Source organism: Cellulomonas sp. JH27-2 (genome assembly GCF_014837175.1).
Taxonomy (GTDB): Bacteria; Actinomycetota; Actinomycetes; order Actinomycetales; family Cellulomonadaceae; genus Cellulomonas.
Genome location: NZ_JACYFR010000002.1, coordinates 761,441 through 783,930, shown reverse-complemented (window position 1 = coordinate 783,930; position 22,490 = coordinate 761,441). Strand labels below are relative to the sequence as shown.

General features: G+C 68.9%; 24 protein-coding genes. 7 read left to right on the top strand and 17 right to left on the bottom strand.

From position 1 onward, the window contains the following. Nucleotides 1-75: 75 nt before the first annotated feature. The 6 genes from IC607_RS08585 to IC607_RS08560 form a co-directional block, all read right to left on the bottom strand. The gene (locus tag IC607_RS08585; RefSeq protein WP_191786908.1) at nt 76-405 is read right to left on the bottom strand and encodes a hypothetical protein; all 330 of its coding nucleotides are present in this window, start codon (nt 403-405) and stop codon (nt 76-78) included. Then, entirely contained in the window at nt 402-884 is a 483-nt protein-coding gene (locus tag IC607_RS08580) for a hypothetical protein (protein WP_191786907.1), read from the bottom strand. Before IC607_RS08580 ends, IC607_RS08585 begins: the two co-directional genes overlap by 4 nt. Beyond that, the gene (locus IC607_RS08575) at nt 881-1,165 is read right to left on the bottom strand and encodes a hypothetical protein (RefSeq protein ID WP_191786906.1); all 285 of its coding nucleotides are present in this window, start codon (nt 1,163-1,165) and stop codon (nt 881-883) included. Before IC607_RS08575 ends, IC607_RS08580 begins: the two co-directional genes overlap by 4 nt. Further along, a complete protein-coding gene (locus tag IC607_RS08570) occupies nt 1,162-1,464 on the bottom strand; it encodes a hypothetical protein (protein WP_191786905.1) in 303 nt (100 codons plus the stop codon). The genes IC607_RS08575 and IC607_RS08570 overlap by 4 nt, the downstream gene beginning before the upstream one ends. An 893-nt stretch (nt 1,465-2,357) precedes the next feature. Next, nucleotides 2,358-2,645, bottom strand: a complete 288-nt coding sequence (locus IC607_RS08565; RefSeq protein ID WP_191786904.1) for a hypothetical protein — start codon at nt 2,643-2,645, stop codon at nt 2,358-2,360. A 134-nt stretch (nt 2,646-2,779) separates the two neighbouring features. Further along, nucleotides 2,780-3,673: a hypothetical protein gene (locus IC607_RS08560; RefSeq protein WP_191786903.1), complete on the bottom strand. Its 894-nt coding sequence runs from the start codon at nt 3,671-3,673 to the stop codon at nt 2,780-2,782. Nucleotides 3,674-4,003: 330 nt separating this feature from the next. Here IC607_RS08560 and IC607_RS08555 point away from each other — a divergent pair, with 330 nt between their 5' ends. Continuing rightward, nucleotides 4,004-4,753, top strand: coding sequence for a hypothetical protein (locus IC607_RS08555; RefSeq protein ID WP_191786902.1), 750 nt, complete (start codon nt 4,004-4,006; stop codon nt 4,751-4,753). 10 nt (nt 4,754-4,763) lie between these two features. Here the strand turns inward: IC607_RS08555 and IC607_RS08550 are convergent, their stop codons facing one another. From IC607_RS08550 to IC607_RS08540, 3 genes are all read right to left on the bottom strand, one after another. After that, a complete protein-coding gene (locus IC607_RS08550) occupies nt 4,764-6,236 on the bottom strand; it encodes a competence protein CoiA family protein (protein ID WP_191786901.1) in 1,473 nt (490 codons plus the stop codon). A gap of 121 nt (nt 6,237-6,357) precedes the next feature. Beyond that, nucleotides 6,358-7,518, bottom strand: coding sequence for a hypothetical protein (locus IC607_RS08545; RefSeq protein ID WP_191786900.1), 1,161 nt, complete (start codon nt 7,516-7,518; stop codon nt 6,358-6,360). Between the two features lie 201 nt (nt 7,519-7,719). Continuing rightward, a complete protein-coding gene (locus IC607_RS08540; RefSeq protein ID WP_191786899.1) occupies nt 7,720-8,460 on the bottom strand; it encodes a hypothetical protein in 741 nt (246 codons plus the stop codon). A gap of 169 nt (nt 8,461-8,629) precedes the next feature. On the opposite strand from IC607_RS08540, the gene IC607_RS17835 reads away from it, so the two are divergent. The 6 genes from IC607_RS17835 to IC607_RS08510 all read left to right on the top strand — a co-directional run bounded on the left by IC607_RS17835 (nt 8,630) and on the right by IC607_RS08510 (nt 16,418). Next, nucleotides 8,630-9,949: a site-specific integrase gene (locus tag IC607_RS17835; RefSeq protein WP_191786898.1), complete on the top strand. Its 1,320-nt coding sequence runs from the start codon at nt 8,630-8,632 to the stop codon at nt 9,947-9,949. A 157-nt stretch (nt 9,950-10,106) separates the two neighbouring features. Beyond that, complete coding sequence (locus tag IC607_RS08530) at nt 10,107-10,634, top strand: hypothetical protein (protein ID WP_191786897.1); 528 nt, start codon at nt 10,107-10,109, stop codon at nt 10,632-10,634. Next, on the top strand, nt 10,631-10,945 hold the full coding sequence (locus IC607_RS08525) for a hypothetical protein (protein ID WP_191786896.1): 315 nt from the start codon (nt 10,631-10,633) through the stop codon (nt 10,943-10,945). Before IC607_RS08530 ends, IC607_RS08525 begins: the two co-directional genes overlap by 4 nt. 80 nt (nt 10,946-11,025) lie before the next feature. Then, entirely contained in the window at nt 11,026-13,575 is a 2,550-nt protein-coding gene (locus IC607_RS08520) for a DEAD/DEAH box helicase family protein (RefSeq protein WP_191786895.1), read from the top strand. Beyond that, nucleotides 13,572-15,566: an N-6 DNA methylase gene (locus tag IC607_RS08515; RefSeq protein ID WP_191786894.1), complete on the top strand. Its 1,995-nt coding sequence runs from the start codon at nt 13,572-13,574 to the stop codon at nt 15,564-15,566. Before IC607_RS08520 ends, IC607_RS08515 begins: the two co-directional genes overlap by 4 nt. 405 nt (nt 15,567-15,971) lie before the next feature. Further along, on the top strand, nt 15,972-16,418 hold the full coding sequence (locus IC607_RS08510) for a response regulator (protein WP_191786893.1): 447 nt from the start codon (nt 15,972-15,974) through the stop codon (nt 16,416-16,418). 6 nt (nt 16,419-16,424) lie between these two features. On the opposite strand, the gene IC607_RS17830 is transcribed toward IC607_RS08510, so the two are convergent. From IC607_RS17830 to IC607_RS08470, 8 genes are all read right to left on the bottom strand, one after another. After that, nucleotides 16,425-17,342, bottom strand: a complete 918-nt coding sequence (locus IC607_RS17830) for a sucrase ferredoxin (RefSeq protein WP_191786892.1) — start codon at nt 17,340-17,342, stop codon at nt 16,425-16,427. Then, nucleotides 17,339-18,511 (bottom strand): cupin domain-containing protein, encoded by a 1,173-nt coding sequence (locus IC607_RS08500; protein WP_370526093.1) that lies wholly within the window; start codon nt 18,509-18,511, stop codon nt 17,339-17,341. Before IC607_RS08500 ends, IC607_RS17830 begins: the two co-directional genes overlap by 4 nt. 62 nt (nt 18,512-18,573) lie before the next feature. Next, nucleotides 18,574-18,819, bottom strand: a complete 246-nt coding sequence (locus IC607_RS08495) for a BatC protein (protein WP_191786890.1) — start codon at nt 18,817-18,819, stop codon at nt 18,574-18,576. A 28-nt stretch (nt 18,820-18,847) separates the two neighbouring features. Next, a complete protein-coding gene (locus IC607_RS08490) occupies nt 18,848-19,441 on the bottom strand; it encodes an SRPBCC family protein (protein WP_225224576.1) in 594 nt (197 codons plus the stop codon). Then, a complete protein-coding gene (locus IC607_RS08485) occupies nt 19,438-20,508 on the bottom strand; it encodes a YihY/virulence factor BrkB family protein (protein WP_191786889.1) in 1,071 nt (356 codons plus the stop codon). The genes IC607_RS08490 and IC607_RS08485 overlap by 4 nt, the downstream gene beginning before the upstream one ends. A 102-nt stretch (nt 20,509-20,610) precedes the next feature. Next, complete coding sequence (locus IC607_RS08480) at nt 20,611-21,246, bottom strand: DUF3618 domain-containing protein (protein ID WP_191786888.1); 636 nt, start codon at nt 21,244-21,246, stop codon at nt 20,611-20,613. Further along, a complete protein-coding gene (locus tag IC607_RS08475; protein ID WP_191786887.1) occupies nt 21,246-21,656 on the bottom strand; it encodes a phage holin family protein in 411 nt (136 codons plus the stop codon). Before IC607_RS08475 ends, IC607_RS08480 begins: the two co-directional genes overlap by 1 nt. After that, nucleotides 21,653-22,357, bottom strand: a complete 705-nt coding sequence (locus IC607_RS08470) for a hypothetical protein (RefSeq protein ID WP_191786886.1) — start codon at nt 22,355-22,357, stop codon at nt 21,653-21,655. Before IC607_RS08470 ends, IC607_RS08475 begins: the two co-directional genes overlap by 4 nt. Nucleotides 22,358-22,490: the final 133 nt, after the last annotated feature.

Below are 22,490 nucleotides of genomic sequence, written 5' to 3'. Positions count from 1 at the left end.
CGGGCCCGGCCACCGCCGGCACGATTCGGAGCGTCCCGGCCCGTCCGGTGAGCACGCTCGCGTGCTCGAGTGTGGTCATAGGGCCTCCCGTGGGTCGGTGAGCGCGGCCTCGACGATCGCCCCCAGGTGCAGGCGTAGCGCCTCCTCGTGGCCGTGAAGCGGGGCGTGACGGTCCGCGTCATCGCCGCAAGCCTCATCCGCGTCGGCGTGCTGACGGAGGAGCTCGAGGCCGTCCTCCCAGCGGCGCAGGAGCCCCAGCCCGGCGCAGAGCGCGTCGGCTTCATCGCACGTCAGATGAGGTGCGAGCTCGGACGCCACGGCCTGGTCGCCGAGGACGCCGCCGACGAGCACGGCAGCACGCTGGTGACGGTCGAACGCGGCGGTCACGGGGTCGGCGGTGATCATGGCGTCTCCTCGATGTCGATTCCGGTCGCGTGCGCCCACGCTTCGTCTGCGGCTGCACATGCGCTGACCCACCGGTCTGCGCCGTCCTGGCACCCGAGCGCCCTGAGGACGAGCTCGAGCTCGGATGCGGGGCTGAGCCACGCTGTCGCGACCGTGTCGACCACACCCGGCAGGGTCATCAGGTGAGCGACGGTCTGGGCGGCATGTTCCGGGAGATCCCAGCTCAGCGGGCGTTCGATCCGCCAGTCGTGTAGGTCGCCGCAGCGGCGGTGGTGCTCCCCGCGCACCACGGAGGCGGTGGAGCCCCGTCCCATCTCCCAGAGGCTCGCGTGGACGGCGGTCGCCTGGTCGCAGGTGAGCGCAGAGCCGAACGCGGCGCTCACGTCGGGCCGGCCGGATAGGGCCGCACCGAGACGGTCCGCACCCCACGCCGGCAACGTCGTACGACCGGGCTGCACGGCGTCGTTGGTCGCGTTCATGGCCGCTCCCGGTGAAGCGGGGCCTCGGCTTCGAGTGCGACGGCAAGCTGGGCCTGCCGGTAGCCGTGGGCGGTCCTGCCGCTGATCAGTAGCGCACAAGCGTCGAGGGCGGTCCGGGCGGCGAGCACCTGGAGGGCGTGCTCAAGGTCCCAGCCGGTGGGACGAGCAGCGGTCAGATGCGCGACAGCGGCCGGCACGCCCGGCCCGCGCCAGGTCACCCCGGCGAGTCGGATGGTGGGGTCCATCCCGGCGGTCATGCGGGGGTAGGTGGTCACGGTCATGGGCGGCTCCGGTGGTCGATGAGTGTCGCTTCGTCGCGGAGTGCGACGGCGAGGTCGGCGAGGGCTGCCTCGCGGGTGTGGTTTCGAGGCTGGCAGAGGACGGCTTCGGCGAGCGCCATGGCCACCTCATCGGCAACCGCTCGGAGCGCGGCCGGGAGGGACATGCCGGCGGCGAGGTGAAGGTCGAGCGCGTGCTCAGCGTCCGTGGCGGCAGCCCCGGTCAGGGTGCGGCGTTGGTGCTCGAGCCGAATCGAACCCGGCGCGTGACGCGGGCGGGCTGGTGGTGGTGGGGTTTCCATGGGGGCCTCCTCGGGGTCGGGCTTCAGATCTACCGGCAGGCACCCACTGAAGGTCGACGGGGGCTGAACCATGAATCACGCCCGCTCCGATTGCGGCACACCCTCTTCCACGTGGGCTGCGCCGCGACACCGGAACGGAAGTGCCGCTGCGGAACCATGGTTCCCCCCCTTCGTTTCCGTGTCCCCCACCCGAACTGCGTGAACGCACGCAGGCAGCCGGACGCCCCGCCCTGAACGATCTACCAGGCACGAGGCGGTCGGGTCAGCGGAGCGCTCGGCGCCACCAACGCAGGGACGTCACGTTCCTGACGCCGCGACGCATTGGCCGAATGACGAGCTTCCGAACCACGCCGCGCGCGCTTGACCGGCCCTGCCGCAGGAGGCCCCGGATGAGGGCCTTCCCGCCAGCTTTCGCGGCGGCTTGGACCACGAGCGCGACCTGCTGCCCGCCCGTCATGGGCCGAACCGAATCGTGACGTCCCACCGGGCGGGGTGTCCGGGTCGGGGCTGGTGTCGGGCTCACGGACGCACCCCAGAAGGCCGGCTGCTGAACCGGTTGTGGCGCGGGCGGCGCTGGGTACGGCGACGACGCTGGCGGGAAAGTGGGTGCGGGAGCCGGAGCGGGTCGAGGAGCATGCTGCAGTGCAGGGGCAGGTCGAGGAGCCGCCGCGGCTGCCTGCTCGACCTTGACGCGGTGGGGTGTCGCCCAGGACGACGACGACGGGCGCGCGTCCTGGAGGGTCGGGCTCACCCAGCCGCTGCCGGTCATGGTGGCGTGCGCGGCCGTCAGCGGGTTGACCGACGGTCCCATGGGGAAAGTGAGTCGGTAGCTCGAGCCAGACCGGCTGCAAACATCCCTCGTGTCTGATGAGCAGCGTGGTCCCGGCTTGGCCTCACACATCGCCGTGCACCTCACCGTGGAGGACGGCCAGGAGGCGGGCCGTGCCGGCGTGGTGCCGGCGGATCTCGTCGGCCGTAGCGAGCCTGGACGTAACGCGGTAGCCGAAGCGCACCCCACCGACGGCCACCGGCTCACTGGCCGTCGTGCACCACCAGGCGCCGTGCTGGTCCGCCCAAAGCCGGCCAGGTCGTGCCGGACGGTCAACGACGCGGGAAATCTGCCCGCCATCCAGCGTGCGCGTTTCGGCGGTCGATGCCGCCATTTCGAGGATGTCGTTCATTTGGGCCACCACTCCCTGCTGGAAACACTGTCTGCTATGTCCGTAAATGGTACGTGTACGGCTATACGGCCGGGCACAGAAAGCGCCCCGCCGGTCCGTGACTGGACGAGCGAGGCGCTTTCTAGAAGCGACGGTCAGGCGGCGAGTCGGCGGATGCGGGTCGCCCCGTCCTCGTCGAAGCCGTCATCGTGGACGTTCCACGCCGACTGGTTCCCAATCGGGAGCCACGCCGGTTTCGCGTCAGCCGGTGCGTCGTCGGGGCGGACCCAGATACTCGTGGTTGAGCTGCGGACCACGGTCACCGGGGTGGTCGTCCCGTCGCGCTCAACCGCCCAGCGTGACCCCGGCGTCCGGAGCGCTGCCGCGACAGCCTTCTTGCTGCGGAACGGCGCCACGTCGGCGGCGCCCGGCTTCGACTCGGCAACCTTCGCCGGTGTCTGGTCGGCCTTCTCGGACCGGCGGGCATCCTCGATCGCCTTCGCGGCCGAGACCGTCTTCGGCACAGGTGGGAGTTCGACGTTGCCCGCCACGACATCGTCGGCCGTGGTCAGGTGCGCGTCGTCCCGGGTCAGCCCCGCCTCGGTGTGGTGCCGGCCATCTGGCAAGTGCCCACTCGGCGAGAGCAGGGTTCCGGTGAGCTCGTGATAGCCCAACGCATCCCTGCGCGTCGTCCTGTGAAATCCGGACTGCGAGTAGCCGGCCTCGTCAAACCGGCTCCCCGTGACGCTGTGCCTCCCGTCTGCACCCCACGCGTCGGTCCGTGCAGGCTGGACCGGTTCGTCAGCAGGCAGGTCGGCGAGCACGCCCGGGCCGTGCAACGCGAGATGGGCAGAGCGGGTGCGCTCGCGCTGCTGCCAGGTGCCACTCAACTCCTCCTGTGCACTCAAAGCGCGCGAGAGCGCACCGTCACGGGCGCGGATGAGCGCAGCGACGTACTCGGCGCTTTCGCCCGCGGTCTCGGCGTCACGCACGAGCGCGTCCAGCTGGCGCGCGTCCTGACGTGCCGCCTGCCAGCGGGCGTGCCCCATCGCGACCGTCTGCGCACCCGCGAGAGCGTCTGGGAGCGGCTGGCCAGGGTGAGCGAGCCGGAAAGCGTTCTCGGTCCTCACGAGGTCGCGCAAGCTGTCGCAGGCACATCGCGGACCGGGCTTAACAACACACATCTGGGTTACCTCCACCCCCTCGGTTCGAAATGCCGCTAATCGTGCATTTCGTATGCCCGGATGGTAGGTGGTCGAACAGACGGGGACCGGGCGAATCAGGGCGCAGAGAGATAGCGGCGACTGAAAGCAGGCTCAGTGCGCGGCGGCGGGAGGAGGCTCATCGTTGCTGTCACCGGTCTATGGGATGCTCCGGCTATGGTCTCTCCAGCCGGGTTCGCTGCACAGGTCGCCGAGGTAGCAGCGAAGAACAGCATTCGGGTCGTTCGCTCGATGAGCGTGTCAGCTCCGGACGGGGCGGCGCACATGATCGTCGCGCTGGACAACGATGCAGTGGCGACAACCACGGAACTCATCGTCGGGCTGGCGCCGCGATTGATGATTCTGGAGCCTCACGACCCTGAGGGGTTCCAGGCGCACGTCGTGTCGGACCATTGGCTGAGGGTCGTCTACCTCACGCCCGCGGCACTCGACGCCGCTATCGCGGATGCCGAGGCACCGCTCGATGACGAGACGTCGGGCGAACGGGACGAGGCGACGACTGCGAAGCTGCGTTTCATTGCTGAGGCAGTCGCTGCCGAGATCCCGCTGTCTGACCATGGCGGCGCGACCGAACTCGCTCGAAGGTTCCGCGAACGCGTTGAGCGCGAGCTTCCCGCTGATGGTGCCCGCATCCTCGAGTCGAATCGGTACGTGGTCTGGGAGCACGCAGCGGACATCCTCGCGACGTTGAAGGATCGGCACGGCGGGGCGCTGCACACCGACGCCGCGACGTATGCCGCCGAGATCTTCGCGGCAGAAGGCCCTTTCGCGGGCAAGGTGACGCGTCCAGTCCTTCGTGATGTGGCCTACCGCCACATGAAGCGGCTAGACCCGACGTGCACGACGAAGGCATCCATCGAGTCCATCGTCCTGGAGCTCGCTGGTCTCATCGACGCCCGCCGCTGACTGCTCCTCGTCAGCTAGAGGCATGCACTGGAGCCGGAGCTACGGGCTCTCGGACGGGCAACTTTGTCAGCACTCGCGTGTGCCCGTCGCGGCCAAGCTGGCCCAGTTGGCGTCGTTCGTAGAGGTGGCCGCACCAGTCGAGCAGGAGTCCGTCGAGCAGGCGGCGCTCGAATCGCATTCCGACGCTCGCGACGCCCTCGATGAACGTCTCGACGGGAACGGTGGGCCGTGGGCGGCCGGGACCCCGCCGGGTGCTCCGCTTGAGCGCGTAGAGAAACGCGGCCGCTTGCCAATGCGGGTGCGAGATGCCGAGGGCCGATTCAGGCACCACTGCGGAGTAGTCGACGAATAGCCACTCCGGCACGCTTCCGAAGATGAACTCGATCTCGTGGCGCACCTCTGATGACGCCCACGCGCCGTCAAGCGTGTCCGCCGGCGTAATCGTTCGCATGAGCGCCTCGCGCCAGAGACGGTCGTCCAGCTCCGCTCGCCGCCTCTCGGACTGCTCTTGGGCCTGCCGAGCAGCCTCAAGTGCCTCAGCCTGCTCTCGGGTTCTGCGAGCCTCAGCCTCTTGAGCGACCCGCGCCTTGCTGAGCGCTAGCCGTTCGCTCTCCTGTCGGCGTGCCACGTCCGCTTCGTACGCACGTCGTGCATGCTCTCGCCTTGCAGTCAGTTGCTCTGCTGCTTCGTCCATGCGAATCAACGCGGGCGTGCGAAACCCCTTCGCAGTCAACCAGGACTCGGCAAGGGCGCTCAGTTCGAAACTCAGGTCGCGCCGATGCTCACGAGGCAGCGCGTTGTAGGTGTGGCCCGTGGTTTCGTCGAACGCGGTCATATACGGCGTGGCGATGATGCCTGCCGTCGGTTCAACCCACCACAGCAGCTCACCCTTCGCGAGGAGATGCTCCTGGAGCGCGTTCGTCACGACGTCCGTGTCGAGGGTTCGTGGTCGGCGTCGTTGGGGTCCGACGTGACCGAACACCCAGACGTCGACGATGTCGTGCTCGGCGTACCACTGGTGGCGCCGGTCCCACTCGGCAATAGTCAGCGCGCTGTACTGCACCTCGAACGCGAGCTTGTTGCCAGTTGCAGGGTTCTCCGCGTAGACGTCTGGGCGTCGCTCGCCGTTGACGAGTAGCACCTCGGGGTCGATGCGGACGTGTGGGTACCTGGCGCGGAGCCACGACACGATCACGGCCTTCGCCTGCTGATGCATGAGCGACTCGGCGCAGTGCAGTGCGTCGTCCACCCTGCCAAGGTGCGCGAAGCCGTCCCGCTTGGTCTTGCGCGCGTGAGTGGTCAATGGGATGTCGCACTCAGGCACGATGCAAGCGAGAGAGCTCTTCGTCCGCTGACGCATCTGCTCAGCGGTACCGTCATCGAGGTAGACGACCTGCGAGCGGTCGGCCCGCTCAGTGGCCCACACCATCCTCGTATCCGCGTCAGCGTTGAACGCAGCGATGAGCGCAGGATCGTGGGACATCAACACGACGGTATGCGCTCAAGGCACTAACACGCGCCCGCCGACTGGGTGGCTACGCGTGCTCTGGATGACGGGTGCCACTCGGCGCTAGAGCAGTCTGCGGACGGACCGACGCGGGCCCCTACCCTCGCTCGGGGAGCTTGCCAACCAAGCTCTTCATGACTTCGAGATACCCGTCGGCGCTCTCGGACTCGACCGTCGCTTCTGCGTTTAGTACGAATATCGAGCGAGCCGCCTCGGCGCGGATCTCGTCCTGCATCTCCGCGGGAAGGTTGGCGAGGAACGGCTCCAGTGCAGTCAGGACGAGTTGCACCAGCTTGGCCCGACGCGCTTCCTTGCGGTGTTGCGAGGACTCACGGGCCGCGTACGCGCCGACGCCCGCAACTGCTGCGGTCACGCCCAGACGCGCCACAGCAGACTCCCACAGGTCGGCGCCGTCGGTGAACCATGGGAAGGAGCTGGCGATGAACCATCCACCAGCAACGACGAACACGAGCGCGGCGATCTGACGCCATGTGTCGGCGGCCTCGCCTTGCTCCTTCGCGTACTGTCCGAAGTCGGTCGCGGTCGAGTTCACACCGACTGCTTCCAGAACCTTCCGCGACTTGTCCTCGTACTGAGACATGCGCTCGCGATGCTCGTCCGCCTCATTCTGCGCGGCGGCGAGCGCCGCGTCCCAGACGGCAGCCCGTTCGTTGATGGCGTCGTCATGCTCTTGGGTCCACTCCCGGATTGCTTCGTTGCCGGTTGAGGTGAACGTCGCGATGGCTTCGGTGATGCGTTGCTTCTCATTCGTTACCGCCGCTTCGACCTCCGCCTGCTTCGACGCAATCGTCTCCAGTGAGCTTCTGATTTCTTCCGCTCGTACCTCGACGGCATCCGCCGCGTTTAGGACCCGCTGCTGGAAGCTGTCCGCCGCAGCGCTGATGCCGCTCATGTACCGGGAGAGCTTGAGCGGTGGCCACTGCCCGAGGGCCGTGACCACATCGTCTACGGCCGGAACGACCTGCTGCCAGGTGTACTGGCCGGTCTGCACGTAACCAAGCGTTGTCGCAAAGTTGCTTGCTGCGCTCTGGGTCGCCACCAGCATCGACGGGCTCACCTCTCGCCCGTCGGTGTCTTCGCGGCGACGCTCCAGCAGTTCCAGCACCATGCCGGCGTAATCGAGCATGTCCCGTTCCGGTTGCCCATCCGGGAGCGCGACCGCGTTCATCGTGCTCCGCGCTTGCTCGACGACCCGCCAAAGCTCGTGATCGCGAAACCGTGCATCCCACAGTTGCATGTCTTCCTCCTGGCGCCGACGGTATCGCCACCGCGGTACGCCCGGTGGGCGATCGGGCGACGGCGAGCGGGTGAGGTCACGGTCTCGAAACCTTGATAGCGGTAGCGGAGTGTCGCCGAGGTAGCGACGTTCTCCAGTAGGTCGCGATCGCCTACCCGAAGTCGTCGCGCAACTCGGCTCTCAGAACGAGCGTTGCGACACTCACCGCTTGTGCTCAGGGAGGAAGAGCCACCGTTCAATCTGGTCTGCAGCCACGCTGTCCCGTCGGTCGCTGAGCTCCTCCGCCCAGTGGTGCAGCAACCCGGTGTAGGAGCGGTAGGTCGCGGCTGGCCACCAGTACCGGGTGCCGGGAGGGGTCCACCTGCTCGCTTCGTCGAGATTCGCCAAGGACCGTGCAACCACGGAGTCGAGGATGAGGCACGGGTGGTCTGGTGAGCCGCCGCCAGCGAAGTACAGGAACTTCGTGAAGAACGGTGGGCCCATGAAGCTGACGAGGTTGCGGCCGTCGGGAGCCATGGCCTGGTAGGCCGCGTAGGCGTCCGTTCGCGAGAGTTCAGCAGCCTTCATGAGTGCTGCGCCTACGCCGTCCGGGTCGCGGGCGACAGATGCGATGCGCGCGCGGTTGTTGCGGTGCTTCGTCCCTGTGCCCCACGAGAGCGTCGCCCACAGCAATCGACGCGCGGAGGCCGGGTCGTCCGTCGCGTGCTGACCGAGCGCGAATAGGTCGCCCCGAGTCAGGACGGACTCGGGAGCGTCGAACGTCTCTTCACCGAGCCCGTGGTCGCCAAGTTCCTTCGCCCACCAGTCCGGTCGCACGGCGATGTCGTGCCCAAGGATCCGGGTCTCCCGTGGCCCAAGCGTCCTGCTCGAGGCGAGTGCCGGAGGGACCGGGCGCACCACGGCGTCTGCATGCTCAACGTCGGGCAACGTCGCTACCTCCATCGTGCGCGGGAAGGGTCAGGTCCCACATGGCCAACTCCAACATGTCAACGTCCTTGGGGTCCGCTAGCCGGCCGAGGTATACGCGTGCGCCGTCGGCGGTCCAGAACTCCACGGGAGTCCACGCCGATGACATCACATCGGCGTACGGAATCACCACGACCCTGGGCGCGTGGTCGTTGAGCAACGCGACCCGCGCGAACCGATGTGTGGCCATCACGACGAACTGTCGCCATGGCGACGTCGCATCGCTGAGCAGCGCCATGGCCAGTGGACGTTCGCCGTCTACGAGCTGCCAACTCAGGGCGCTCGCCACACGGTCGCAGTCGTCTGCCGTTATGCCCTCGCCTCTTTGGCACATGGCTGCAGGATCGCAGGGACCGCCGACAAGGGCCCGTATCCCCAGGTGAGGACGCCCGTACTTGCGAAAATCACCCCTTCTCGCGAGTTCCAGATTGCGTCCGCTTTACACAAGTACCGGGCGCCGGCTACACCGGTGCCCATGACCGAGTTGACCTCCACCATCGAGCCCACGCCGGGCGTCGTGTCTGTCCACCCGGACGACGTCGACGCCGTGGCGGGGTTCGTCGCTGCCGCTCGTGCGTCGACCACGCGGCGGGTCTACGCCAGCGCGTGGCGGTCGTGGCTCGTCTGGTCTGGAGGGCGGGGCTACCTGTCGCTGCCCGCCGAGTCGCTCCATGTCGCTGCGTACGCCGCCTCTCTCGCCACTGCGGGACGGAGCGTCTCGACGGTCGACCGGGCAATGGCTGCGATTGCCGCCGAGCACGCAGCTTCCGGGCTTCCTGACCCGACGACGGCCGCGGGTGTGCGTCTCGCGCGCTCGGGTATCCGCCGGACCGTGGGCACGGCACCGCGGCGTCAGGCTCACCCGCTGACGACGGACGAGGTCCGCCGCATCGTCGCGACGTGCGACCCCGAGTCACTGCGTGGCCTGCGTGACCGCGCGCTCATCTTGCTGGGCTTCGGTGCCGCACTACGCCGCTCCGACCTGACTGGCCTCGACGTCCGCGACGTGGTGTTCAAGCCGTCCGGGCTCGTCGTGACACTCCGCCGGTCGAAGGGCGACCAGGACGGTGAGGGGCAGGTCGTCGGTGTGGTGCGCGGCCACGGCGACACCGACCCGGTGAACGCCGTCCGCGTCTGGCTCCGCACCGCAGGACTCGACCAGGCCGATGAGCCGCTCTTTCAGCGCATCGCTTGGTCCGACCGCCGCGCCGTCCGAGGCACCCGCCTATCGGGGCAGGCTGTTCGTGACGTCCTCGTCCGACGAGCCGAGCAAGCCGGACTCGGGGACCTCGACCTCTCCGGGCACTCCATGCGCGCTGGACACGCCACCGTCGCGTCCGAAGCCGGCATCCCCGCTGAGCGCATCGCGAGGACGACTCGCCACGCCCGGCTCGAAACGCTGGCGAGGTACGTGCGCCCCGCTGAAGTGCTGCGGGACTCGTCCAGTGCGGCCTTGGGCCTGTGACGGGTCCTACACCCGACCCTCAGCAACAGCAGGCGGCGTTTGGCCTTGGCGTCGGGAGCAGTCCCGGGCGTGGCGTGAACGCGTCGCCGAGGAAGCCAGAGTGTCGGCCGCGTCCGCTGACCAGCCAGTCCGGATCTCCGAGCCTTTGGAGGCGCCCTTGATCATCGACCCCAACCCGAACGTCAACACCGCGGCGTACGCCGGCTACAGCGTCTCCCACCTCCGCGAGGCCGGCGGTGAGGAGACTCTGCGGTTCGACGCGTTCGTCTGCCTGCACGGCCAGAGGGTCATGTACGTCTACAACGCCGGCACGGGTGGCTCCCATGTCTACCAGCCCGTCAACGAGGACTGGGGAACGTTCAGCGATGCCCTCGCAGCGTTCGAGGCGTACGCCGCCGACTGGAACGCGGGCACGGAGTACGCAGGGCTCGAGGACCACGACCAGCTCGTCAACCGGCTCGTCGAGGTCGCGACCGTCAACCGCCGGCGGACCGTCATGTTCCTCCTCGACGGCGAGTCGTTCTGGACGTCGGGTGTCGCGCGCGCGTTCCGTGCAGGCGTCACGCACGCACAGGCAGTCGAGGTGCTGACCGGGCCGGCGTACGCGCACAGGAGCCCCCGCATCTGGTCGCGGCAGCACGGCGACTTCGTGCCCGTCGTCAGCCAGGCCACGGAGGGCCAGTGAGCACGCAGGTGGGCCTCGGCGCCTTCGCTGTCGACGTCTCGGACCGACTCGTAGCCAGCGGCATCATCGCAACGACGCACATCGACCCGGCCGGCCGCGTGCAGCTCGTCGTCCAGCTCGACCCCGTGAAGGGCCAGGTCGCATCGCTCATGGTCGGCGAATGGGACCGAGCGCTCGTTGACCACGCCGACCTGACCACGACCGTCATCCCCGGCCCGGTGCTCGGAGGCGACCTGTGCGTGCTTCACAGCGTGTGTGTGTCGCTCTGGGTATGGGCGTGGGCGCTCCGATGGCGAGGGCTGCACTGGTAGCTCCGCGCGCGCCGAAGTGAAGTGGAGCGGCAGCCGCGGCGGTCCCGTCGGCGCGGCAGGGGGTCCTGTAGGTTCGCCAAGTGCCACGCTCGGAAGCGGAAACCCGCGCTCAGCTGATCGACCCGAAACTCGTCGACGCCGGTTGGGTTGGCGCCGCCCTCGAACGAGAGTTCCTCTATCGTCAGGGGCGCGTCCGCCTTGTGGGAGACGACACGTTCCGGGATCGGCCGCAGTACGTGGACTACCTGCTCCGCCTCCAGCCACTCGGGGTTCCGCTCGCTACCGTCGAGGCGAAGGACGAGACGCACTCGGCAGGAGCCGGCCTCCAGCAGGCTATGGCGTACGCCCGCGATATTGGCGCCCCGTTCGCCTACTCGAGCAATGGTCACGGGATCGTCGAGTTCGACTCACTGACGCTGACCACGCGAGACCTTGACGCTTTCCCGACATCAGATGAGCTCGCGCAGCGCCTCGCAGCAGGGGCTACGTGGCGTGGCCCTCACGTAACGAACAGGCATGGCGATCTCGTCGCCAACCCGGCGCTCCAGCCCAGCGGACATGAACGCCGGCTCCGGTACTACCAGGAGCGCGCAGTTGCCGCCGCGATCGACGAACTGCTGCGCGGCCGGCACCGGACGCTGCTCTCCCTCGCTACGGGTACTGGCAAGACCGTAATCGCGTACAACGTCGCACTGAAGCTCCTGCGCTCGCGTTACGCGCGACGGGTGTTGTTCCTCGCCGACCGGGTGGGCCTTCGCGATCAGGCTTACAACTCGTTCTCAGCCCTCGGCAATGAGCGCGGAGTGATCGACGGTCCGGACCTGCCACTGCAGCGTTCGGTGCACTTCGGGATCTACCAGGGCCTCTTCGCGGTCGCCCCCGACGGTCGCCGCGTCTTTGAGCAGTACCCGGCCGACTACTTCGACCTCATCATCATCGATGAATGCCATCGGTCGGGGTACGGCGACTGGGCCGAGATCCTCGACTACTTCGCCGACGCATTCCACCTCGGCCTGACCGCGACACCGAAGCGCACCGACTCCATCGACACCTACGAGACATTCGCGGGCGAGAACCGCGACGCCAACGGTGAGCCTGTGCCTGCGTTCGAGTACTCGCTCGGGCAGGGCCTCGAGGATGGGTTCCTCGCCACCTACCGCGTGCACAAGATCGAGACCAACGTGGACGCCAACGGTCTGCACATTGGGGAAGAAGTCGCCCGGGGTGCCGAGTTGATCGTTCCCGAAGACGCCACCGTCCGAGACGCCTACGCGCAGAGCCAGTTCGAACGGGAGATCGTGCTGCCTGACCGCACGCGCGTGATGTGCGAACACCTTGCCACGATGCTGCGTCGATTCGGCGCGAACGACAAGACGATCGTGTTCTGCGTGACCGCTGAGCACGCCGAACGAGTACGGACGCACCTCCAAGCCATGCTCGGCCCGGACACCGGCAAGGCCATGTATGCGGCTCGCATCGTGGGGGAGGAGCGCGACGCCCACGCGCTTCTCGCTGAGTTCCAGCTCTCGTCCAGCTCCGAGCCCGTCGTCGCGACGACCGTGGACCTGCTTACGACCGGGATCGACGCTCCGAGCGTCCGCAACATCGTCTTCATGAAGCCGGTTGCTTCCAGCACCGTGTTCAAGCAGATCATCGGCCGTGGCACGAGGCTCGACCCGAGCACGGGCAAAGAGTTCTTCCGGATCATTGACTACACCAATGCGTCACGACTGATCGACGCGTGGGACCTCCCCGTTCCGCCGCCCGTCGGTGGGCCAGACGATGGCGACGGAATCGTGTCCGGCACCGTCACCAGTTCGGCGGACGGCACCGCGCTGGCTGGTGCACTCGTCACGGCGCGTCTCGGCCCGCGCCCCTTGGCTGAAGTCGTGGCAGCGAAGGACGGCACGTACGCGTTGGTGTCGCTGCCGCGGCGCGAGCTCGTGATCACGGCGACGCAGCCGGCGTATACCCGCTCCGATCGGACCGCAGACCTCTTGCACGGCGACGCGCACCTCGACTTCGCGCTGCGCGCAGCAGGCGGGGGAGTCGACCGAATCGTGATCAACGGCGTGACAGTCAACATCGTTGAGGAGACCGACCTCGTCCTGAAGGACGGCTCGCAGCTGACGGTGGTGGAGTACATCGAGCGCGCTGGTGCTTTCGTGGCCCAGGCCGCCTCGGACTCGGATGCGCTGACTGCGATCTGGTGCGACGCTCCCGCCCGGAGTCAACTTGTTGCGAACCTTGCCACTGACGGCGTGACGGCTGAGCTGCTCGGGTTGGTGCTAGGGCGCCCAGACGCCGACGGCTACGACTTGCTCGCGCACGCAGCCTTCGACGCTCGGATCCTGTCGCGCGAGGATCGAGTCCGAGCCGTCGAGTCGACGTACACGACATGGAAGACTGCCTACACACCGGAACAGCTGGACGTGGTAGATGCATTGCTCGACGCCTACCTCGTCGGCGGCGTCGAGGAGATCAGCAGCAGCGAAGCATTCAGATCGGCGCAGATCAGCGCGCTGGGTGGCGTGCGGCACGTGGTGCAGGTCTTCGGAGGCGCAGACGCCGCCGGCCAGCTGCTTCGTGACGTTCAGCGACTGATCTACTCGAAGGGCTCGTCTGCGTGACGCTCCAGCAACTCCAAGCACGAATCAAGTCCGCTTCCGACAAGATGCGCGCGGACGACAACACCAAGAACGCGCTTCGGTACTTGGAGCAGATGACGTGGCTGTTGTTCCTGAAGGTTTACGACGACTTTGAGACCACTCGTCGCCTAGAGGCTGAGGTTGACGGGCGCGCTTACCGTCGAGTCATCCCGAAAGCGCTTGCGTGGTCGACGTGGGCTCGTGGGGACCTGACGGGCGACGCACTGATCGAGTTCGTGAATGCGACCCTGCTGCCTGGCCTTCGAGAGCTCAACGGCAGCGGTGCGGCGTCGAAGATCGCCGAGCTGTTCAGCTCCGTCACGACGGTCATGAAGAGCGGGCACTCGCTTGCTGAGGTGATCGAGATCGTGGATGACATTGACTTCCACTCCGTCGAAGACCACCACGCAATGAGCGTCATCTACGAAACGCTGCTGGCACAGACCGCCGACGCTGGGTGGTCAGGCGAGTTCTACACGCCGCGTCCCGTGGTCGAGTTCATCGTCGACGTTGTCCGTCCGCAGATCGGCGAGACGGTTTATGACCCGTGCTGTGGCTCGGCCGGCTTCCTCGTAGGTGCCGCGGAGTACATGAAACGCCAGGTGCGCGTCGGTAGCGACGAAGCGACGTTGGAGACGCGAACCTTCTTCGGGCAGGAGTCAGGGGACCTAGCCCACCTTGTCGGCACCATGAACTTGATCCTGCATGGGGTCACGGAGCCGAACACGCTGCGTGTGAACACGCTCGAGCAGAACGTCATGAACGTCGCTCCCGCCGACCAGCACTCGGTGATCCTGACCAATCCGCCGTTCGGCGGCACGGAGAATCCGGTCGTTCAGCAAAACTTCTCAGCTCGATCTGCCGCGACGGAGCTGCTCTTCCTGCAGCACTGCATGTCGAAACTGCGAAAGGGTGGGCGTGCGGCAATCGTTCTCCCCGACGGGATCCTGTACCGGTCGATCACCGCGTTCTCAACGGTCCGTCGACGTCTCGTGAATGACTACCGCCTGACGGGAGTTGTGCGGCTGCCCACCGGCGTATTCCCCACAGCGCCGGACACCCGCACGAATATCCTCTTCTTCGAGCGAACGCCGACGACCGACGTCGTGCGCTACTACCAAGTCCGACCGCCGATAGGGAAGCGCTCCTACAGCAAGACGAACCCGCTGCCGCGCACTGCACTCGCCGGGGCTCAGGCGTGGCTCGTCGATGGTGTGGCAGACGAGAACTCCTGGGTAGTCACTCGCGCTGAGATCGACGAGGAAGGCCACCTCGACTTCTCTCACCCCGACGACGGTGCGACCTCAGCCGACGAGAACCCCGCCGAGCGTGTCGATGACCTCCGTCAGGGAAGCGGGACACTCGACCAAATGGTCGCTGATCTCGATGCTGTCGTCGAAAACCTCGACGCGATGGCCGTCGCCCGATGGACCGCGCTTGACGAGTACATCGTGCCAACGGGTTTCCGTGCCGGTTCCCGTGTGCCAGACCGCTTCCTCGGCGTCTCCAATACGGGAGGCATTGGACCGTTCAAGGGGTCGCCGGGCGATGACTTGACCCGCTATCGGCGGGTGAGCATCGGCGACTTCGTGTACAACCCGATGCGGGTCGATGTCGGTTCGATCGCGCTGTGCCGGACCGAGGCAGAGACTGGATGGGCCAGCCCGGACTACGTCGTCTTCCGACTCAACGACGACGCGCCGTTCTCGCGGGAGTACCTGCTCGCGTACCTCAAGAGCGCCGACGGACGAGCAGAAATCGTGCGAAGGTCCCGCGGTGCGGTCCGCCGAAGGCTCTACTACGACGACCTACGCAACGTCGAGGTACCCGTGCCCGAGGACCCGGATGTCTGGGAGTCGGTCGTCACCGGGCTGGCTGCGCTCCGAGCGCATGTCGTCCGACTCCAGGGGCTTGCTACGTCGTCCGCAGCGTCCGTCGAGCGAGCTCTGTTCGCAAGGGGCGCCGGAGCCTGATCACCACCGCGAGGTAACTCGCGTAGCCTTGCTTGGTGACTTCCGAACGCATCGTCGTTCGGTACGAGACCGTTGAGACAGCGGCCTGAAGGCGATCCTGGTCTACTCCACCGGGGTCGCCTTCAGTGTTTCCGCAGGTCAGGACCGCAGGATGAGCACGGTGGTTCGTGTCGCAAACGGCCAAGTCCCCCTCCGGACACTCGTTGAGACAGCGACGACGAAGGCCCCCGATCCCGCCGATCGGGGGCCTTCGTCGTGCCGGGCCGTCGGCAGCACGAAGGTCCCGCGGGGCGGTCATGGGGCACGCACCGACACCCGCATGGAGGCGTGGTCTCGAGCGGGCGTCCGCGAGATCACACCCCCAGGGAGGTATTCGGCGCACCACGCCTTGCGCATACTTTTCGCATGTCACTGACCCTCTCGACCTCGTCGGTGCTCGTCGTCGAGGACGACCCCGGCGACCAGCTGCTCATCCGCGAGGTGTTCGAGGAGCACAACGCGGCCGATGCGCTCACGATCGTCGAGGACGGCGTGGCCGCGATCGCCTACCTGCACCGCGAGGGGGAGTACGCCCACGCGAGGCGGCCCACGCTGATGCTGCTGGACCTCAACCTGCCCAAGCAGTCCGGGCGCGAGGTCCTCGAGCAGGTGCGGTCCGAGAGCGACCTGCGTGCACTGCCCGTCGTGGTCCTGACGACCTCCGACGAGGAGGTCGACGTCGTTCGCGCCTACGCTGCTGGCGCGAACGCGTACGTGACCAAACCGCTGAACTGGGACGACTTCACGACCAAGGTGCGCAAGCTCGAAGAGTTCTACCTGCGCACCGCGCGGCTGCCGCTGCATCGGAGCTGACGGGCCCTACGGGGTCTGTGGGGGCCGTCGCGCGACGTCCACCGCGACGAGGTGTGGCACCGGGAACGCCCGCGTCGCCGCGCACGTCGACAGCAGCGGTCCCGAGCTCTCCTGCACCAGGGTGACGGTGACGACGCCGTCGTCCGCGGCGAGGTCGACGGTCCACGAGTCGTCGCTGCGTGCCTCGCGGATGGGTGCGTAGGCGGCGATCCTCGGGTCGCCGAACGCGTCGCGGGCGGCGTGCTGCGCTGCCTGCACCGCGTGCGACAGCGAGCTCCGGCCGCGCAGGAAGTGCGTCGTGACGTCACCGCGCAGGTACGCGTCGGCGATGTCGAGCGCGTCCACGTCGTCGGCCCGTCCGTAGTACAGGCCGTGGGGGAGGACGACCATGGTGCCGGCGAACCGGTCCCCTCCGAGGTGGGAGCACTCCCAGGTCTCGTCGGGGTACCGCTCGGCCAGGCGGGCCGCGACCGGACGGCCACGCACGGCGCAGCACTGGTCGTGCCTGCCGTGGGTGCACACGGCGAAGACGGGGGAGGCGGACTCCGTGCCGCTCGACCCGTCCAACGGCACGTCGAGCAGCTGAGCGGGATGCTCCACCCGTCCCCAACGGATCGTCTCGCGCCCGGGTCGGGAGTCGATGAACGCCCACCGGGTGGAGGGCGACGACGGCCGTCGACGAGGCCTCCGGATCGCCAGCGGTCGGGTCCCGGCAGCCTCGATCCTCGTCACCAGCGCGCGGCCCAGCGCGACGTCGTACGGGGGGTCCAGGAACGCGTGCCGCCCCCATCCGTTCGGGCTCTCCACCAGGAACCACGTGTCACCGCGGGAGGCCGTGCCGGCCAGCGGGTCGTCCCGCTCACGGGATCGATCGCTGCAGGGTGCCCAGGGGCTCGCGGCCTCGCCGTCCGGCTCCGGTGTCACTCGGTGGCCACCAGGAAGCCTTCGCGCAGGAGGCGGCGTGCGACGACGAGCGCGCTCGCCTCGTCGAGCCCCGGGAGGGAGCCGACGCGCACCGGGCCGCCCTCAGCGAGCACGCGCAGTGCAGCCTCGGCCTCGACCGGCATGGTGACCGCACGTCCCCGCGCGGCGATGCGTACGCGGTCCCCGACCCGCTGCACGGCCACCGCGAGGGACTCGCGCAGCCGGATCGTCGTGCCACCCGACAGCGTTGCCGCCGCGGCGAGGGTGCGGACCGGAGCCACGGGTTCGGGACGCGTGTCACGCTCGAAGCGGCCCGCAAGGGCGCGTGAGACCCGCGCGGCCGGCACGTCGTCGCCGACGAGCGCGGCCGTCAGGTCGGCGACGACGTCGGCGACGATCCCGCGGAGCTGGTCGGGGTCGGAGACGTCGACGCCGAGCGGGAGCGAACCCCGCAGCCGCGGGACGTCGCCGACCAGGTCCAGCAGAGCATGGACCACGTCCGCCCTGGTGTAGGCGGACATGCCGACCGTCAGGTGGATCGACGTGTCGCCGAGCGCCGTCGCCGAATGGATCCAACCGCGCGGGAGGTAGAGGGCGTCGCCGGGGCGCAGAACCTCGTCGATGACCGCGGGCCGCGTCGCCGCTTCGGCCACCGCGTCCGCATGGCCGGACCACGGCTGGTCGGCGAGCGGATCGGGGTGCACGGGGGCGTGGATGCGCCAGTGCTTCTGGCCCGCGACCTGCAGGACGAAGACGTCGTGCGTGTCGAAGTGCGGGTCGAAGCCCTGCGACGACGGGGGAGTGACGTAGGCGTTGACCTGTGCGGGGTGGCCGATCTCCGCGACGAGGGATCGGGTGAAGTCGACCAGCGGTGGCCAGAGGCGGTGCAGACCCTGCAGGACGATCGTGGCGCCGGCCGCGAACTCGGCCAGCACCTTGTCGCTCGAGACCTGGTCGCCCACCTCTGCCCCGTACCCGCCCGGCGCGGTGAAGCGTGCCGCGGGAAGGACCGATCCCTCGTGGGCCATCCGCAGGAACGGCGTGCGGACCCCGCGACTGCTGACGAGCTCGTCGACCGCGTCGGCGGAGAAGAGGTCCTCGTATCCACCTCCCAACGACTCGGCGCGAGTCAGGAGCGGGGCGGTGGCCCAGTAGTCACGTGCGAACACATCGGGCGGGACAGCGAGACACCGGCCGAGGGCGGACCCTCGGCCGGTGGCGTGGTCAGTCATCAAGCCGAGCCGTCTGCGCCGCCGTCGTGGCCGCCGGGGTTGGCGCCGCCGTCAGCAGTCCCCTCGCCGGCGGACCCATCTGCTCCGCCGTCGTGCCCCGACGGGTTCGCGCCGCCGTCGGCCGTTCCCTCGCCGGCGGAGCCGTCTGCGCCGCCGTCGTGGCCGCCCGGGTTGGCGCCACCGTCGGCGGGGCCTTCGCCCTGCGCTCCGGTGTCGGTCGTGATGTCGTCATCGTTGATGCTCATCGTGATCCTCTCGGCTGGTCGTGCGGGTTCATCGGTGCTCGGGCCCCCGCGAGCTCGAGCGTATCCACGGGACCGGCGACGCGCGCGTGCGCAGGACAGACGCGCGCGTGCGCAGGACACCTGGCCTCGCGACGTGCCTCCGGGCGGGGTCGACGGCGCCGGTCAGGCCACCGTCGGCCGAGTGGCCCGGGTCGGCACGCAGCGCGAGCCATTCGAGTCGGCGGAGCGCCTCGGTGTTGCGCGGCCTCAGGACGAGTCCGCGCAACGGGCGCGGCACGAGAGTCCCGGGCCCGCGCACGGCGTCCTCGCTGATGCGCACGCGGCAACCGCCGTCGATCTCTGCGACGGTGATCCGCACGCGCGCCTCGCCCGCGGGCCAGCCGCGGGCCTGCAGCACGAGGACCGCGCCCGGTGTCCACGCGCGGCTCACCGTCTCGTCGTCGACGACGACAGGCCAGATCCCGAACGAGTGCGCGATGCGTGTACCCGGCTCGGGCCAGCCCTCGGCGACGGCGCGGATGCGACTGGCGCCGACGACCCACGTCGCGTGGAGCCAGCCGTCGGCCAGGACGCGAGACACGGCCGCGGCAGAGCACGGCATCACCCGTTCGACCGTCGTCATCGCGAGTCGTCCTGTGGCTCGGGCACCGTCTGCTGGCGCAGCTCGCGCCCCCGGCGGATGTCCTCGTCGAGCTTCGCCTGCTTCTTGTCGCTCGCCTTGGTGTCGCGCGGGGGGAGCTGGATCGTCTCCTCGGCCGCGATGCCGCCCTGCAGCTCGCGCCCGCGCTCGACCTCGGCGTCGAGCTCTGCGCCGAACAGCAGCGCCAGGTTGGTGAGCCACAACCACAGCAGCACGATGATGACGCCCGCGAGGGAGCCGTAGGTCTTGTCGTAGCTCGAGAAGTTCGCGACGTAGAGGCCGAACGCGACGGAGGCGACGACCCACACGACGATCGCGACGACCGCGCCGAGGCTGACCCAGCGAAACTTCGGCTGCCGGACGTTGGGCGTGGAGTGGTAGAGGATCGCGACAGCCCCGACGACGAGCACGAGGACGAGCGGCCACTTGGCGAAGTTCCACACGGTGACGACCACGTCGCTGACCCCGATCGTCTGGCCGACCGACGTCGCGACGCCTCCCGAGAGCACGACCAGCACGAGCACCAGCACCGCGATGACGACCAGTACGAGGGTCACGAGCAGCAGCGCGGGGCGCAGCTTCCAGACGGGCCGTCCCTCGTCGACCTCGTACACGCGGTTCATGCCGCGGCTGAACGCCGCGACGTAGCCGGAGGCGGACCACAGGGCCAGCACGACGCCGACGATCAGCGCGAGCCCTGCGGACGGCGCCTCCGTCAGCTTGGTGAGCACCGGTTCGATGCTCTTGGCCGCCGAGTCGGAGCCGGCCTCGCTGACGGTCTTGAGGACGTTGTCGACCATCGCCTGCGGATCGCCGACGAGACCGAAGATCGACGCCACTGCCAGCAGGGCGGGTGCGATCGCGAGCACCGCGTAGTAGGTCAGGGCTGCGGCGAGGTCCGTGCACTGGTCCTTGGTGAACTCGCGCAGCGTCTTGCGCAGGACGTACAGCCACGACCGCTTGTCGAGGTCGGCGGGGGAGTCGGGCTTGCGGGCGTCTTCGGGGTCGGGCGCGGCGGCCTTGCTGGTGCTCGTCTCGTCCTGGGTCATGGCGGTCCTTCGGGGTGTGGGCGGCGTGAGGCGGCTGCGCGGTCGGAGTGAGGTCGGGATGAGGCAGGGGCGAGGCACGCCGTTGTGCCCCGCCCCGTGGTCCTACTGCGGCGGCGCCGGGGTCCCGAACGGGTCCTCGGCGACGTGGGCGCCGTGGGTGTCGTCGTCCGAGCCGGCCGCCTGGGACTTGAGGTCCTGGGCTGCCGACTGGCCCTGGTCCCGCACCGATGACGCGGCGTCGGTCGCCTTCTCCTTGACGGCCGCGACCGCATCCTGAGCGGGCGCCTTGAGGTTGGCCGCCGCGTCCTGCGCGACGTTCTTGACCTCGCCGACGAGCGGGCCCGACTGGTCCTTCGCCGTCTGAGCCAGGTCCTGCTCGCGCCGCGTGGAGGGCAGAAGGGAGGCCACCAGCCAGCCTGCGCCGAAGGCGATCAGACCGGCGGCCAGCGGGTTGCCCCGGGCACGGTCCATCGCGTTGCCGGGCAGCGACGACGTCGCGTCCCCGACGGACGACGCCGCCGAGCCGGCGGAACCCGCACCGTCGGACACGGTGCCGATCATGCGGTCCTTGAGCCCCGACGCGGCGGAGCGGACCTTCTCGGCCTGGCGGTGGGCCACCTGCCCGGGGCTGACCTTGTCGCCGAGCGCGTCGACGTCCGAGCTGAGCTCGGCGCGGGTCCGCTCGATGTCCGCGCGGATCTCGTCCGGGTCGCGGGTGCTTCCTGTGTCGGTGCTCATCAGTTCTTCTCCTCGTGCCCTTGCAGTGCGTTCGGGATCTTCTTGACGGAGTCCGCCGTGTGCGGCAGCCCCTTGACGCGTCGCGCCTCGGCGCGGCCACGGAGGGCCAGCACGGCCGCGATGACGCCCCAGACGACGGCGACGACGACGCCGGACCAGGCCCGGCCCCATGCGTCGCCCAGCGCCCACCAGAGGGCGATCGAGAGGAAGAGCAGGACCATGTGACCGCCGACCGCTGCACCGGCGAACATCGACCCGCCCTTGACGGCCTGCTGGGCCGACTGGCGGACCTCGGCCTTGGCCAGCTCGACCTCCTGGCGCAGGAGCGTGGACACGTCGCGGGTGACCTCGCCGAGCAGGTCGCCGACCGAGCTCCGTTCGGGCGCGCTGTTCGGCGCCGTGTCGGTCACAGCCCGCCGCCGGTGCCAGGAGTGGCGCCCAGGTTCTCGTACGGCTCGGTGGGCGTGCTCTCGGACGACGAGGTGGGCCCGGTCGTGCCGTCGACGGCGCCCGTCGTGCGCGGGGCGTCGGACTGGTCCGCCGGACCGTCCTTGAGCGCACGGGTCAGGCGGCCGACAAGGAGTCCAGCTCCCGCGGCGGCGAGCAGGAACGTGCCCGGGCGCCGGCGGGCGAACGAGCGCAGCTCGTCGACGACCTCCTGCGGGCTGCGGCTCTCGAGCCACCCGCCGAGGTCGGTCGCGCGCTGGCTGAGGTCGCGCGCGAGGTGCGTCGCGACGCTCGACTCGTCGGGCGCGGACGCCATCTGGTCGAGCTGGCTGCCGAAGGACTTCAGCCCGCCGGCCAGCCGCTGCTGCTGCTGGCCGGTCTGGTCGGACAGCTCGCCGCGCGCCTGTCCCCACAGGTCGCTGACCTGCTGCTGGGCCTCCTGCTTGACGTCGCTCGCGCCGCTCTTGGCCTCGTCGAGCACGGAGCTGCCCGCGTCCCCGGCCGAACCGGCCAGGTCCTTGACCTTCTCGGTGACGCCGGGGGTGGCGTTGTCGTCACCGTCGTCGTGCAGGTCGGGGCTGGGAGTCTCGGTGGGGTACAGCGGGTCGATCGTCGTGGTGGGTGTCCCCGTCGGGGGGACCGCACGGGTGTAGTCGTCGCTCATGATGGGCCTCTGCTTCTGGGTGGACGCGGCCGCGCTCCTGGTGACCCCGAGAAGGGTCGAGGCGGCGGGTGAAGGTGAGTCGGCGCGAGCGCGGAGCATCACGCGAGGCGTCGGGCGGCGTTTCCTACCCCCG